The sequence below is a fragment of the uncultured Aliiroseovarius sp. genome (assembly GCF_947492455.1).
In the GTDB taxonomy this organism is placed as follows: domain Bacteria; phylum Pseudomonadota; class Alphaproteobacteria; order Rhodobacterales; family Rhodobacteraceae; genus Aliiroseovarius.
Genome location: NZ_CANLNB010000004.1, coordinates 211,152 through 224,685 on the forward strand (window position 1 = coordinate 211,152; position 13,534 = coordinate 224,685).

Genomic DNA, 13,534 nt, shown 5'->3' on the forward strand with positions numbered 1-13,534 from the left:
GCCTGCGCAGGCAGTGAGATGACAATCACATGACATTTTGCGGATGGGGCTTGCGTGTCTCGTCCGCTCTTGGCACCATCAGGGTATAGACCTGACAGGAGACCCCATTTGGGAATAGCAGACCTGACCGCAGCACCCGAGACCCCAGTAACCCCCGAAGTGCTGCTGGAATTTCCAGACAACCGCCTGCTGATTGATCTGTGCGGCGAGTTTGATCGCAACCTTACTCACATAGAAAGCCATCTGGGCGTGCAAATCATCCGACGCGGCAATCAGCTGATCGTCATGGGCGAGATGGACGCACGCGAAAAGGCGGGCGAGGTGCTGAGCGCGCTTTATACGCGACTGGAAAGCGGCAAAGCGGTCGAGCCCGGTGACATCGACGCCGAGATCCGCATGGGCGGCTCGCAGGATGGCACTGGCACCCGCGACGGCGACCAGATGGAGATGTTCAAAGGCAGCGCGGTCGAGATCAAGACCCGCAAGAAGACCATTGAACCACGCACCGAAGCGCAGAAAGCCTATGTGCAAAGCCTGTTCAATAACGAACTTGCTTTCGGGATTGGCCCGGCGGGCACCGGTAAGACCTATCTGGCTGTTGCCGTGGGCGTGAACATGTTTCTAGGCGGGCATGTGGATCGGATGATTCTGGCACGTCCCGCGGTCGAGGCGGGTGAAAAGCTGGGCTACCTGCCCGGTGACATGAAGGACAAGGTCGATCCGTATATGCAGCCGCTTTACGACGCGCTGAACGATTTTCTGCCCTCAAAGCAGGTCACCAAGCTGATCGAAGAGAAAAAGATCGAGATTGCGCCGCTGGCCTTTATGCGTGGCCGCACCTTGGCGAATGCTTTTGTCGTGCTGGATGAAGCGCAGAACGCAACGACCATGCAGATGAAGATGTTCCTGACCCGTTTGGGCGAAGGCTCGCGCATGGTGATCACGGGCGACCGGTCTCAGGTCGATCTGCCGCGTGGCGTGGACAGCGGTCTTCGTGACGCCGAGGGGCTGCTCAAGGGTATCGACCAGATCAGCTTCAACTATTTCACCTCGAAAGACGTGGTGCGTCACCCGCTGGTGGCCAAGATCATCGAGGCGTATGATGAGGCCTCGCAAAAAGCGATGGCGAATGCCGTCAAGCGGGCGCGTGACAAGTAAAATGCTGGTAGATGTCATTATTGAGGATCCTCGCTGGGAAGCTGCGGGATTGTCAGCATTGGCGGACACAGCGGCGCGCGCGGTGATCGACGATCTTCAATTGAAGCCCCCTTTCGGGGACGGGTTCGAGATCAGCCTTCTGGCCTGTGACGACGCCCGCATTGCTGACCTGAACCGCGACTTCCGCGACAAGCCCACACCGACCAATGTGCTGTCGTGGCCGTCCGAAGAACGAGCGGCGGACCTCGCGGGTGGCGATCCCCTGCCACCGGAAGATCCCGAACTTGGCGACATCGCGATTGCCTATGAAACCTGCGCCCGCGAGGCTGATGAACAGGGCAAGGAATTTTCCACCCATGTGAGCCATCTTTTGGTGCATGGGGTGCTGCATCTGTTGGGTTATGATCACATAGACGACAAAGATGCGGCACTTATGGAGGGTTTGGAGGTTGAAATCCTTGGCAAGATGAACATTTCCAACCCATATGAAGAGTAAGGCGCATTTCGCGCGAAACTGGAAAAGGACAAATGGGCGACACCGCAGACGGATCTTCTAAGGCAGCGCAGAGCGCGCTGCAGGATGAAACACAACATCACAGGCCGGGATTTTTTAGCCGCATTTTCGGTGCGCGCGGCCCGGACACACAGGATCAGGTCGCGCCCATTGGCGCCGCGCCCGCTGGAAATGGCGCGCTTCCCAACGCTGCTCCGGGGATGGTCAATCTTCGACGGATGCGTGTCGAAGACGTCATGATCCCGAAATCCGAGATCGTATCGGCTCCGGTGGATATTCTGAAAGACGAACTTGTGGACGTGTTCCGCGAAAGCGGGTTGTCGCGGTTGCCTGTGTTTGACGGCACGTTGGACAGCCCCATCGGGATGGTCCACTTGAAAGACCTTGCCTTGAATCACGGGTTCAACGGCAAATCCGGCGCGAAAACCGCGCGCTTTGTCCTACGCAATTTGATCCGTCCGCTGCTGTTCGTCCCGCCCTCGATGCCCATCGGTGTGCTTTTGCAGAAGATGCAGACCGAACGCATTCACATGGCACTGGTCATTGATGAATATGGCGGCGTGGACGGACTTGTGACCATTGAAGACCTGATCGAACAGGTGATCGGCGAGATCGAGGACGAGCATGACCTTGAAGAAGGCAAGCTGTGGATTGAAGAAAAGCCCGGCTGCTATCTTGTCGAAGCCAAGACACCACTAGATGAATTCGAGGCCGAAACCGGCGTACAGCTTCAGACCGATGAAGCCGATGACGACGAGATCGAGACCTTGGGTGGGTTGGTCTTCGTGCTGTGCGGGCAGGTGCCTGCACGCGGCGAAGTGATCGCCCATCCCGGCGGTGCCGAAATTGAAGTCGTCGATGCAGACCCCCGTCGCATCAAGCGCCTGCGCCTGCGCGTTCCGGGCCCGATGCCTACGCCGCATCAGGTGGCTGAGGTCAGCGCGGATGACGCGCCCGCGACGAATGCCTGACATTGACGCCTACGTGGCGCGACTGGCCGCGCGCCCTCGGGTGCGGGTCATTCTGTTGCTGCTGGCGGGTGCTATTGCGGCGCTGGGACAGGCGCCGTTTCTGATTTGGGCGGTGACGCTGGCGGGCCTTCTGGTCGCGTTTCTATTTTGGCGCCATAGCCGGTCACCCCGCGCGGCGGCTCTGCAGGGCTGGTTGTTCGGGCTGGGCTATTTCACTGTCACGATGAGCTGGCTGGTCAATCCGTTCTTTGTCGAACCCGAACGTCACGGCTGGATGGCGCCCTTTGCGCTTTTGGGCATGGCCGGTGGGCTGGCGCTGCTCTGGGCGCTGGGCTGGGGCGTTGCGCGCTGGTTTGTAAGCAATCACCGCTTTGAGTGGCTGTTCTGGCCCGCAGGACTCGCGGCAGCCGAGCTGTTGCGCGGCGTGCTGTTCACTGGCTTTCCGTGGGGCGGGCCGGGGCTGGCGTGGATCGAGACGCCTCTGGCGCAGATCGCAAGTCTGGTGGGTGTGTCAGGGCTAAGCTTTCTAACCGCGCTGTGGGTCGCTCTGTTGGCTGTCGCGGTGGGTGGCCGAACCGTCAAACACGCCGCCGGGGTCATGGCCCTGTCACTGGCATTGGGGGTGGCCGCAGTCCTATCGCCAACGCCTCTGCCAGAAGACACGCCCCACACGCTGCGCCTGATCCAACCCAACGCGCCGCAGCACCAAAAATGGGATCCCGACTTTGCCGAAAGCTTTGTCCACCGCCAGTTGGACCTGACCGCCACGCCGCCTGAAGGCGCCCGCCCGAACCTGATCATCTGGCCCGAAACCTCGGTGCCGTATCTGATGCGACATGCTCAGCTTCTGTTCCCGCTGATTGCCGAGGCCGCGGACGGACCGCCCGTCTTGATGGGCATCCAACGGGCCGAGGAACTGCGCTATTTCAACAGCATGGTACAGGTCAACGCGGACGGCATCGCGCAGCCTGTCTATGACAAGCATCACCTCGTGCCCTTTGGCGAATACGTCCCGCTTGGCGATGCGATGGCCCGCATCGGCATCCGCGCTTTTGCGGCGCAATACGGTCAGGGCTATTCGGCTGGGCCGGGGCCTGTCGTGCTGGATATGGGCGCCCTAGGCAAGGTCCTGCCCCTGATCTGCTACGAGGCTGTGTTTCCCCGCGATATTCGCAATGCGCCAGAGCGCCCAGATTGGATCTTGCAGATCACGAATGACGCGTGGTTCGGCAATTTCTCTGGTCCGCAGCAGCACCTTATCCAGGCCCGCTTCCGCGCGATCGAGTTTGGTCTTCCGGTCATTCGCGTGGCCAATACCGGGATCAGTGCGGCGATTGATGTGCGCGGTCAGGTGCGTGCGGCGCTGGCATTGGGTGAAGCGGGCTATTTGGATGTGATCCAACCAGCCGCCGCCCCCGTAACCCCCTATGCCCGCGCCGGTGACTGGCCGCTTTTCCTGTTGCTGATCAGCGTCGCAGGCTGGGGCGCTTTGGCGCGCCGTCGCTTTTAACATTGACCTTTGCAGATAAAGGCCAGATACCGATCCGGACCACCGTCACAACGGCTTCCTGGCGTGGCGGGTAGATCTAAATGGAGCATGTTTCATGTCACGACAGAACTATACATTCACTTCGGAAAGTGTGTCCGAGGGGCATCCCGACAAGGTGTGCGACCGTATTTCAGATGCGGTACTTGATGCGTTTCTGACCGAAGAACCGAACGCGCGCGTGGCATGCGAGACTTTCGCCACCAGCGGCATGGTCGTCATCGGCGGCGAGGTCGGATTGTCCGATCCGGAACGTCTGAAGGTGATGATGGGCTCGATCAGCCAGATCGCCCGCGATTGCATCCGCGACATCGGATACGAGCAGGAGCAATTCCACTGGAATACCTGCCGGGTGATGAACTTCCTGCACGAACAGTCGGCCCATATCGCCCAAGGTGTGGACCGTGACGGTGCAGGCGATCAGGGGATCATGTTCGGCTATGCGGTGAACGAAACGCCCGAGCTGATGCCCGCCCCGATCCAGTATTCGCACGCTATTCTGAAACGTCTGGCCGAGGTGCGTAAAAACGGCACCGAGCCGACGCTGGGCCCGGATGCGAAATCGCAGCTGTCGCTGCGCTATGAGGATGGCAAACCGGTCGAGGTCACCTCGATCGTGCTGTCGACCCAGCACCTTGACGAAGACATGACCAGCGACGACGTGCGCGCCGTGGTCGAGCCCTACATCCGCGAGGTTGTTCCGTCGGAATGGATCAACGGCGGCACCGAATGGCACGTGAACCCGACCGGCAAGTTCGTAATCGGCGGACCGGATGGTGACGCAGGCCTGACCGGTCGCAAGATCATCGTGGACACCTATGGCGGTGCGGCTCCGCATGGCGGCGGCGCTTTCTCGGGCAAAGACCCGACGAAGGTGGACCGCTCGGCGGCCTATGCCGCACGCTATCTTGCGAAGAACATTGTCGCGGCGGGTATGGCCGAACGCTGCACCTTGCAGCTGTCCTATGCCATCGGCGTGGCCAAGCCGCTGTCGATTTATGTCGATACGCACGGCACGGGTGAAGTGGACGAAGCAGGTATCGAGCGCGCCGTCGCACAGGTCATGGACCTGACCCCGCGCGGCATTCGCGAGCATCTGGGCCTGAACAAACCGATCTTCCAGCGCACTGCGGCTTACGGCCATTTCGGTCGCGCGCCCGAGGCCGATGGCGGCTTTAGCTGGGAAAAGGTCGATCTGGTCGAGGCGCTGAAGAAAGCCGTCTGATCTTGGATCGAATACACCGAAAGGGCGGGCCGTCACTTGACGCGCCCGCCCTTTGCGTTGCATAGGCCCCGCCATGACCCAAGATGATGCATCGCAAAACAAACACCGCTCGGGCGCGCCGTGGCGCAATTTCTATGGCCGTCTGAAAGGCAAAGGGCTGCGCGACAGCCAGCAGACCTATCTGGACGAGGATTTGGCTGCGCTCAGCCCCGGCGCTGTCGGCTGGGACGAAAACCCCGACCGCACTCCTTTGGACCTGAAGGCGCTGTTTGGCGATAAACCTGTCTGGCTGGAAACCGGCTTTGGCGGGGGCGAGCATATGGTGCATCAGGCCGCGACCTATCCCGAGATCGGCATCATCGGCTGCGAACCCTATATCAACGGCGTCGCAATGCTGCTGGGTAAAATCCGCGATGCGGGATGCGAAAACGTCGCCGTGCATCCGGGCGATGTACGCGACCTTTTCGACGTGTTGCCGCCGGAAAGTATCGACAAGGCCTTCCTGCTATACCCCGACCCGTGGCCCAAGAAACGTCACCATCGCCGCCGTTTCGTGATGCCCGAATATCTGGAACCCTTCCACAAAGTCCTGAAACCCGGCGCCGAATTCCGCGTCGCCACCGACATCCCCGACTATGTCCGCCAAACGCTGGAAGAAGTCCCGCGCGCGGGCTTTGAGTGGCTGGGCGAGTGCGCCGACGATTGGCGCACCCCGTGGAGCGACTGGATTTCGACGCGCTATGAACAGAAAGCGCTGCGCGAAGGCCGCACGCCGCACTATCTGACCTTCCGTCGGATCTGACATCTCGCATTTTCTTGTTGCAAATATCCTGGGGTGAGCCCGCCAGGGCGAGGGGCAAAGCCCCTTTCCACTGGCCTCGCCAAAATGTCTGCGCTATCAGGGCTGCAAGACTAAAGGAGAACGCCCATGTCCGGCCACGGCCCCGCCATCCCCATGACCGCCCGCAAATCCGGCCCGCTGAAGGGCACGGCCAATGTGCCGGGGGATAAGTCAATCAGCCACCGGTCGCTGATCTTGGGCGCGATGGCGGTGGGCGAGACCCACATTACCGGCCTTCTGGAAGGTGAAGACGTTCTGGGCACGGCGGACGCGATGCGGGCCTTTGGTGCAGATGTGGAACGTCTGGGCGATGGCGAATGGCGCGTGAATGGCGTTGGCGTTGGCGGCTTTGCGGAACCCGAGGATGTGATCGACTGCGGCAACGCGGGCACTGGTGTCCGTCTGATCATGGGGGCGATGGCGACCTCTCCGATCACCGCGACCTTCACCGGCGATGCGTCCCTGCGCTCGCGCCCAATGGGTCGTGTGACGGATCCGATCGCGCTGTTCGGTGCGCAAAGCTATGGCCGCGAGGGTGGCCGCATCCCGATGACCATCGTTGGCGCGCGCGAACCCGTTGCCGTGACCTACACAACGCCGATGGCCTCGGCGCAGGTGAAATCGGCTGTGCTGCTGGCGGGCCTGAACGTGCCGGGCAAGACCGTGGTGATCGAAAAAGAAGCCACCCGCGACCATACCGAACGTATGCTGGCAGGCTTTGGCGCCGAAATTACCGTCGAGGAGACCGACGAAGGCCACAAAATCACCCTGACCGGTCAGCCGGAACTGAAACCGCAAACCATCACCGTCCCGCGCGATCCAAGCTCGGCCGCGTTTCCGGTCTGTGCGGCGTTGATCGTGCCGGGGTCCGAGGTGCTGGTGCCGAATATCGGCCTGAACCCAACGCGCGCGGGGCTGTTCTACACCCTGCAAGAAATGGGCGCCAATCTGACCTTCGAAAGTAAACGCACCGAAGGTGGCGAACCCGTTGCTGATCTGCGTGCGAAATACTCGCCCAACATGAAGGGCATCGTGGTGCCGCCTGAACGCGCCGCCTCGATGATCGACGAATATCCGATCCTGTCCGTCGTGGCGTCCTTTGCCACCGGCAAGACCGAGATGCCCGGCGTGCACGAGCTGCGCGTGAAGGAAAGCGACCGGATCGACGCGATGGCCAAGGGTCTACGCGCCGCAGGTGTGACCGTGGATGAAGGCGAAGATTGGTGGTCAGTCGAGGGCCTTGGACCTGATGGCGTCCCCGGCGGCTGCACCGTTGCCACCGTTTTGGACCACCGCATCGCGATGAGCTTTGCCTGCTTGGGCTTTGCGTCGCAGAAACCCGTCAATCTGGACGATGGCGGCCCGATCGCCACCAGCTTCCCGGTGTTCGAGCCTCTGATGTCCGGTCTTGGCGCGCAGATCGTGCGCAACAATTCATGAACCTTAAACGCGCATTCTGGGCGGTCTTTGCCCTGATGTTGCTGGTCTATCTGACGATGGTGCTATGGTCATTGCCGATCATCATGAGCGATGCGAACGGGTTGATGCCGTTTGACCTGCGTCCAAGCGGATATACCACCGAAGAGGCGCGCGCGTTTCTGTCGGCCCTCAGCGAGGATGGTCAGGCCCATTATTTGGGCGTCCAGCACAAGCTGGATACGCTCTATCCCGGTTTGATGGCCCTTTCTTTGATCTTGGCCTATCACTTGTTGTTCGCAAAGACGTGGGCTGTCGGGTTTTCGGTGCTGGCTGTTCTGGTCGCTGTGTTTGACTGGAGCGAAAACAGTGCGGTTGCGGATCTTTTGCGACTGGGAGCGGAAGGCATTGATGAAGAAGTGGTCTCGGTCGCGGCGCTTTTCACCATGTTGAAATCGGGCTTTGTAACCGTCGCGTTGACCATACTCCTTGTCGGAGTTGTTGGTATGATGTGGCGTCGATGGAAAGGATAATCGGTATGACATTCATCGTTGCAATTGACGGCCCCGCCGCAGCTGGCAAGGGAACCATTTCCAAAGCGGTCGCAGCACATTTCGGATTTGCCCATCTGGATACGGGACTGCTGTACCGGGCCGTTGGTGCAAAGACGTTGTCTGGCACCGATCCGATTGACGCCTCCAAGACCTTGACCCCAGCAGACATGCAGGGCGAACTGCGTACCCCCGAAGTGGCGCAAGCAGCGTCAAAAGTCGCTGTGATTGCCGAAGTCCGCGCAGCACTTGTCGACTTCCAGCGTAATTTCGCAACCCGCGACGGCGGCGCGGTACTGGATGGGCGCGACATTGGCACCGTGATTTGCCCGGGTGCGGATGTGAAGCTCTTCGTCACCGCCAGCGCCGAAGTCCGCGCCGAGCGTCGTTTCTTGGAACTGTCCGCCAAGGATCACGACGTGACCCGCGCGCAAGTGCTGGCCGACGTCATCGCCCGCGACAAACGCGACAGCGAACGGGAAGAGGCGCCGCTGAAACCCGCCGAGGACGCGGTGATCATCGACACGTCCGACCTGTCGATCGAGGATGCCGTGGCTGCCGCCGTGGCAACGATCGAAAGCGTATTTGGATGAGGCGCTACCTCCCCTTTGTACTAATTTTTAGTTTTTTGTGTCTGGCTTGGGGCTTTGTGTCTTTGAACCAGACCTCAGATGCGCGCGGCAAGCAGTTCGCCACCGAAGCGCTTGAGGCGCTTGCTGTGTGCGAGAACGCAATCATGCGCGGACGTCTGCCTGAAGTGCGCAACTGGAAGCCAGTTCGGCCCCTTTCTGGTGGCCATCGTTCTGCAGAGTACCTTTCGCCTCCCGATGCGCAATGGATTGCAGTGAAGGTCGAGCGTGCGAGTTGGCGTGGCGACACACAGCTTACGTGTGGTATTCAGCAGGCTTGGAGTGAGACGTTGCTGACGCGCGGTGAGGTCGCGGAGGTGTTGCTTACCTTTATGGAGGAGCTCCCTTCCCGATTTGAAGGGATCCCGAAGAAGGCACTTGATATTACTGTGCTTTCTCCAGGGTTGTTCTCGACCGGCGTTGTCTCGTTGGAAAATGTGAACGAGGACTGTCCGATAGGGGCAATGATTACGGTCTCCGAGGATCCGTATTTGATTTGGTTCAGAGTTGCGGATCGGTTTACTTGGTGTTCAAAGTAGCTTTTGCTAGAGAGCCAAACGCTGACATTCCCCTCACCACACTGTGCATCGTATGTGACGCGGGCGCGGGCTATGCTGGGCATAGTACGGAGGTGCCCCGATGCAAAGTAGCAAAACCCTGATCCTTGCTGCAATGCTGGCGATTGCCAGTCATTTGCCCGCGCTTGCGCAAGAGCAAAGCGAGCCGCCCATGACCTACGAGCGGATCGGGCGGATATTGGCGGCGATTGATCCGGAGCTTCAGCCTCAGGGCAATGGGTTCCAGTTGGTCATCGCGGGCGTGCCGATGGTCGTGGTCACCGATCCAGCCGCAGACCGGATGCGCGCGATGGTGCGGATTGGTCCCACCGGCGCGATGGACGAGGCGCTGATGCAGCGGATGTTGCAGGCCAATTTTGATGCGGTGCTGGATGCGCGTTACGCCGTGGCGGGCGGGCAGATCTGGTCGGTCTTTATCCACCCGCTGTCTCCGCTTGAAACCCGGCAGTTCGTGTCAGGCCTGACCCAAACCGTGGTGGCCGCGCAAAGCTTTGGCACGGCCTTCACCGGTGGCGGGGTGCAGTTCGGCGGGGGCGACAGCAACGCCTTGCAGCAAGAGTTGATCGAGCAGCTTCAGAAGAGGGGCATCCCGCTGTAGTTAAGTGGAATGCCCTTGATTTACAGGCAGAATCCCCGTAAATCCCGCCCTGTCGACAAGGTGCAATTGCCGCGACACAGGGAAAAACGAGCAGGGCCGAGGCTTCGGCCCTCTTTGTTTTGCGTCTAACCTGTTGACCAAATTGGGAAATCCAAGACCGGCGGAGACAACCGCTCGGCCCGTGAAAATGACTGTAAAGGAATGAAACGCCACATGGCTAACGCAACCATGGAGGAATTCGAAGCCCTCCTTAACGAAAGCTTCGAAATGGACACCCCGGACGAGGGTTCGGTTGTCAAAGGTAAAGTCATCGCTATTGAAGCTGGCCAAGCCATCATCGACGTAGGCTACAAAATGGAAGGCCGCGTTGATCTGAAAGAATTCGCAAACCCGGGTGAAGCCCCTGAAATCGCCGTTGGCGACGAAGTGGAAGTCTACCTGCGCGCGGCTGAAAACGCCCGCGGCGAAGCCGTCATCTCGCGCGAGATGGCCCGCCGTGAAGAAGCATGGGACCGCCTGGAAAAAGCATACGCAGACGATGCACGCGTCGAAGGCGCGATCTTCGGTCGCGTTAAAGGCGGCTTCACCGTCGATCTGGGCGGCGCTGTTGCGTTCCTGCCCGGCTCGCAGGTTGACGTACGCCCCGTACGTGACGCTGGCCCGCTGATGGGTCTGAAGCAGCCGTTCCAGATCCTGAAAATGGACCGTCGCCGTGGCAACATCGTTGTATCGCGTCGCGCTATCCTGGAAGAGTCGCGTGCCGAACAGCGTGCCGAAGTCATCGGCAACCTGTCGGAAGGCCAAGCAGTTGACGGCGTCGTCAAGAACATCACCGAATACGGTGCGTTCGTTGACCTGGGCGGCGTTGACGGCCTGCTGCACGTCACCGACATGGCATGGCGCCGTGTGAACCACCCGTCCGAGATCCTGACGATCGGCGAAACCATCAAGGTTCAGGTCATCAAGATCAACAAAGAAACCCACCGCATCAGCCTGGGCATGAAGCAGCTGCAAGACGATCCGTGGGATCTGGTTGCTGCCAAGTACCCGCTGGAATCGGTGCACACTGGCCGCGTGACCAACATCACCGACTACGGTGCATTCGTCGAGCTGGAGCCCGGTGTCGAAGGTCTGGTGCACGTATCCGAAATGTCGTGGACTAAGAAGAACGTACACCCCGGCAAGATCGTGTCGACCTCGCAAGAAGTCGAAGTCATGGTTCTGGAAATCGACGGCGCCAAGCGTCGCGTATCGCTGGGCCTGAAGCAGACCATGCGCAACCCGTGGGAAGTGTTTGCAGAAACCCACCCCGAGGGCACCGAGGTCGAAGGCGAAGTCAAGAACATCACCGAATTCGGTCTGTTCATTGGTCTCGACGGCGAAATCGACGGCATGGTTCACCTGTCGGACATCTCGTGGGACGAGCGTGGCGAAGACGCCATCCAGAACTTCAAGAAGGGCGACGTTGTCAAAGCCGTTGTTTCGGAAGTTGACACCGACAAAGAGCGTATCTCGCTGTCGATCAAAGCCCTGGACGGTGACCCCTTCGCAGAAGCCGTTGGCGGCGTGAAGCGTGGCTCGATCATCACTGTTGAAGTGACCGCGATCGAAGATGGCGGCGTTGAGGTCGAATACGAAGGCATGAAGTCGTTCATCCGTCGTTCGGACCTGTCGCGTGACCGTGCTGAACAGCGCCCCGAGCGTTTCGGCATCGGCGACAAGGTCGACGTACGCGTGACCAACGTCGACTCGAAGTCGCGTCGTCTGGGTCTGTCGATCAAAGCCCGCGAAATCGCAGAAGAGAAAGAAGCCGTAGAACAGTATGGTTCGTCGGATTCGGGTGCATCGCTGGGTGATATCCTGGGCGCCGCTCTGAAGCAGGACTAAGTCCTCGCGTCATAAATTCTGGAACGGCCCTGCGCGATGCGTGGGGCCGTTCTGTTTTCAGGCACAGCGAATCACGTCGATCATCGGTGGGCGTTTCCAAGGCGGAAACGATGTGCATTTGCAGCATTGGTTTTTTCGCGCAGAAAACGGCTGAAATCCGTTTAAATTCCCCCAAGTTCTAACCTAAGACTTGTATGCAGGGCGCTGGTTTGCTCCTATACTCGGACAGAATAAGGATGCAAAATCCATTAGATAGGCCAATTTGGGGGGACCAGAATGATCCGGTCTGAACTGATCCAGAAGATCGCGGATGAAAACCCGCACCTCTATCAGCGTGACGTTGAGCGCATTGTGAACACCATTTTCGAAGAGATCATTGAAGCCATGGCCCGTGGCGATCGGGTCGAACTGCGCGGCTTTGGCGCATTTTCGGTGAAGAAAAGAGATGCTCGTATCGGACGTAATCCGCGCACGGGTGAGTCGGTGGAAGTCGAAGAGAAGCACGTTCCGTTTTTCAAGACCGGCAAGCTGTTGCGGGATCGACTGAACGGCAAATAAGAGGTCCAAATGCGGTACATCCGTTACGCCTTTCTGGCGGCACTTGGTGTTGTGTTAATCACGGTGGCGCTGGCCAATCGCGGCAGCGTGACGTTGAACATCCTACCCGGCGAGCTGTCGGGTTTTCTGGGGTGGAGCTGGTCCATCACCCTTCCGCTTTTTGTGATCATTTTCGGCAGCGTCGTGGCAGGGATCCTGCTTGGCTTTGTCTGGGAATGGCTGCGTGAACACAAGCTGCGCGCGGAAGGTGCGCGCCATCGCCGCGAACGCGACCAGCTGGCGCGCGAGGTGAAAACCCTGCGCGAGCCCAAGGCCCGCACCGGCGACGACGTGCTGGCATTGCTGGACAAGACCAGCTGAAGACTATGAGCATTTCGGTAAAGATCTGCGGGTTGAAGGACCCCGAACAGCTTGCGGCTGCTGTCGAGGCAGGCGCACGCTATATCGGGTTCAACTTCTTTCCCAAAAGCCCGCGTTCGGTCACGGTCGAACAGGCCGCCGCGCTGATGCTGGACGTCCCCATGGGCGTGGCCAAGGTTGCGCTTGTGGTGAACATGGACGATGCCGGGATTGAAGAGATCGTGAACGGCACGACCACCGACATGATCCAGCTGCACGGCTCGGAAAGCCCGGAACGCGTGGCCGAGGTTAAGGCACGTTTTGGCCTGCCTGTGATCAAGGCGATCGGCATTGCCGGGCCGGATGATGTCGCCCAGATCGAACGCTACGCGGGGGTGGCGGATCAGCTTCTGATCGACGCGAAGGCCCCCAAGGGTGCGGACCTGCCCGGCGGCAATGGTGTTCCTTTCGACTGGCGTTTGGTGCAGCGCAAATACTGGCCGTGCCCGTGGATGCTGGCCGGTGGCCTGACCGCTGACAACGTGGCCGAGGCGATCCGCCTGACAGGTGCCAAACAGGTGGATGTGTCCTCGGGCGTGGAAAGTGCACCGGGTGTGAAGGACGCGGCCTTGATGCGCGCCTTTGTGTCCAACGCGCATGCGGCCAAGGACTAACCCCGCGCGCGACGCAAAGGACGCGCGTAGGGTCTAAAAACCGCTGGAA

Annotated in this window: 15 protein-coding genes and 1 riboswitch; all 15 genes read left to right on the forward strand. The window is 59.9% G+C overall.

From position 1 onward, the window contains the following. The first annotated feature begins 108 nt into the window (after window positions 1-108). The 15 genes from Q0677_RS10955 (at window position 109) to Q0677_RS11025 (ending at window position 13,485) form a co-directional block, all read left to right on the forward strand. Window positions 109-1,158 (forward strand): PhoH family protein, encoded by a 1,050-nt coding sequence (locus Q0677_RS10955; RefSeq protein WP_298909635.1) that lies wholly within the window; start codon window positions 109-111, stop codon window positions 1,156-1,158. Window position 1,159: 1 nt separating this feature from the next. Further along, window positions 1,160-1,654, forward strand: coding sequence for an rRNA maturation RNase YbeY (ybeY, locus tag Q0677_RS10960; RefSeq protein ID WP_298909637.1), 495 nt, complete (start codon window positions 1,160-1,162; stop codon window positions 1,652-1,654). A 32-nt stretch (window positions 1,655-1,686) separates the two neighbouring features. Next, entirely contained in the window at window positions 1,687-2,643 is a 957-nt protein-coding gene (locus Q0677_RS10965; RefSeq protein ID WP_298909639.1) for a hemolysin family protein, read from the forward strand. Beyond that, window positions 2,636-4,153, forward strand: coding sequence for an apolipoprotein N-acyltransferase (lnt, locus tag Q0677_RS10970; RefSeq protein ID WP_298909641.1), 1,518 nt, complete (start codon window positions 2,636-2,638; stop codon window positions 4,151-4,153). Before Q0677_RS10965 ends, lnt begins: the two co-directional genes overlap by 8 nt. 39 nt (window positions 4,154-4,192) lie before the next feature. Further along, a riboswitch (SAM-SAH riboswitch) is annotated at window positions 4,193-4,241 on the forward strand. Between the two features lie 6 nt (window positions 4,242-4,247). Then, on the forward strand, window positions 4,248-5,414 hold the full coding sequence (metK, locus tag Q0677_RS10975; protein WP_298909643.1) for a methionine adenosyltransferase: 1,167 nt from the start codon (window positions 4,248-4,250) through the stop codon (window positions 5,412-5,414). A gap of 73 nt (window positions 5,415-5,487) precedes the next feature. Further along, complete coding sequence (locus tag Q0677_RS10980; RefSeq protein WP_298909645.1) at window positions 5,488-6,216, forward strand: tRNA (guanosine(46)-N(7))-methyltransferase TrmB; 729 nt, start codon at window positions 5,488-5,490, stop codon at window positions 6,214-6,216. Between the two features lie 126 nt (window positions 6,217-6,342). Then, window positions 6,343-7,695 carry a 3-phosphoshikimate 1-carboxyvinyltransferase gene (gene aroA, locus Q0677_RS10985; protein WP_133489315.1) on the forward strand — a complete coding sequence of 451 codons (1,353 nt, stop codon included), beginning with the start codon at window positions 6,343-6,345 and terminating at the stop codon, window positions 7,693-7,695. Next, entirely contained in the window at window positions 7,692-8,204 is a 513-nt protein-coding gene (locus Q0677_RS10990) for a hypothetical protein (protein ID WP_298909647.1), read from the forward strand. Before aroA ends, Q0677_RS10990 begins: the two co-directional genes overlap by 4 nt. A 5-nt stretch (window positions 8,205-8,209) precedes the next feature. Next, on the forward strand, window positions 8,210-8,815 hold the full coding sequence (gene cmk, locus Q0677_RS10995; protein WP_298909649.1) for a (d)CMP kinase: 606 nt from the start codon (window positions 8,210-8,212) through the stop codon (window positions 8,813-8,815). Between the two features lie 62 nt (window positions 8,816-8,877). Continuing rightward, window positions 8,878-9,390 carry a hypothetical protein gene (locus Q0677_RS11000; RefSeq protein ID WP_298909651.1) on the forward strand — a complete coding sequence of 171 codons (513 nt, stop codon included), beginning with the start codon at window positions 8,878-8,880 and terminating at the stop codon, window positions 9,388-9,390. Between the two features lie 100 nt (window positions 9,391-9,490). Next, entirely contained in the window at window positions 9,491-10,027 is a 537-nt protein-coding gene (locus Q0677_RS11005; RefSeq protein WP_298909653.1) for a hypothetical protein, read from the forward strand. A 201-nt stretch (window positions 10,028-10,228) separates the two neighbouring features. Continuing rightward, window positions 10,229-11,914: a 30S ribosomal protein S1 gene (gene rpsA / locus Q0677_RS11010; protein ID WP_298909655.1), complete on the forward strand. Its 1,686-nt coding sequence runs from the start codon at window positions 10,229-10,231 to the stop codon at window positions 11,912-11,914. A 276-nt stretch (window positions 11,915-12,190) separates the two neighbouring features. Continuing rightward, complete coding sequence (gene ihfB / locus Q0677_RS11015) at window positions 12,191-12,472, forward strand: integration host factor subunit beta (protein ID WP_142851987.1); 282 nt, start codon at window positions 12,191-12,193, stop codon at window positions 12,470-12,472. A 9-nt stretch (window positions 12,473-12,481) separates the two neighbouring features. After that, window positions 12,482-12,832, forward strand: a complete 351-nt coding sequence (locus Q0677_RS11020; RefSeq protein WP_133489326.1) for a lipopolysaccharide assembly LapA domain-containing protein — start codon at window positions 12,482-12,484, stop codon at window positions 12,830-12,832. Between the two features lie 5 nt (window positions 12,833-12,837). Beyond that, window positions 12,838-13,485, forward strand: coding sequence for a phosphoribosylanthranilate isomerase (locus Q0677_RS11025; RefSeq protein ID WP_298909660.1), 648 nt, complete (start codon window positions 12,838-12,840; stop codon window positions 13,483-13,485). Window positions 13,486-13,534 lie beyond the last annotated feature (49 nt).

Coding starts and splice junctions, on each gene's coding strand:
- Q0677_RS10980 (WP_298909645.1), top strand. CDS start 5,488: ATGACCCAAGATGATGCATCGCAAAACAAACACCGCTCGGGCGCGCCG.
- Q0677_RS10990 (WP_298909647.1), top strand. CDS start 7,692: ATGAACCTTAAACGCGCATTCTGGGCGGTCTTTGCCCTGATGTTGCTG.
- rpsA (WP_298909655.1), top strand. CDS start 10,229: ATGAAACGCCACATGGCTAACGCAACCATGGAGGAATTCGAAGCCCTC.
- Q0677_RS11005 (WP_298909653.1), top strand. CDS start 9,491: ATGCAAAGTAGCAAAACCCTGATCCTTGCTGCAATGCTGGCGATTGCC.
- ihfB (WP_142851987.1), top strand. CDS start 12,191: ATGATCCGGTCTGAACTGATCCAGAAGATCGCGGATGAAAACCCGCAC.
- ybeY (WP_298909637.1), top strand. CDS start 1,160: ATGCTGGTAGATGTCATTATTGAGGATCCTCGCTGGGAAGCTGCGGGA.
- aroA (WP_133489315.1), top strand. CDS start 6,343: ATGTCCGGCCACGGCCCCGCCATCCCCATGACCGCCCGCAAATCCGGC.
- lnt (WP_298909641.1), top strand. CDS start 2,636: ATGCCTGACATTGACGCCTACGTGGCGCGACTGGCCGCGCGCCCTCGG.
- Q0677_RS11025 (WP_298909660.1), top strand. CDS start 12,838: ATGAGCATTTCGGTAAAGATCTGCGGGTTGAAGGACCCCGAACAGCTT.
- Q0677_RS11020 (WP_133489326.1), top strand. CDS start 12,482: ATGCGGTACATCCGTTACGCCTTTCTGGCGGCACTTGGTGTTGTGTTA.
- cmk (WP_298909649.1), top strand. CDS start 8,210: ATGACATTCATCGTTGCAATTGACGGCCCCGCCGCAGCTGGCAAGGGA.
- Q0677_RS10965 (WP_298909639.1), top strand. CDS start 1,687: ATGGGCGACACCGCAGACGGATCTTCTAAGGCAGCGCAGAGCGCGCTG.
- metK (WP_298909643.1), top strand. CDS start 4,248: ATGTCACGACAGAACTATACATTCACTTCGGAAAGTGTGTCCGAGGGG.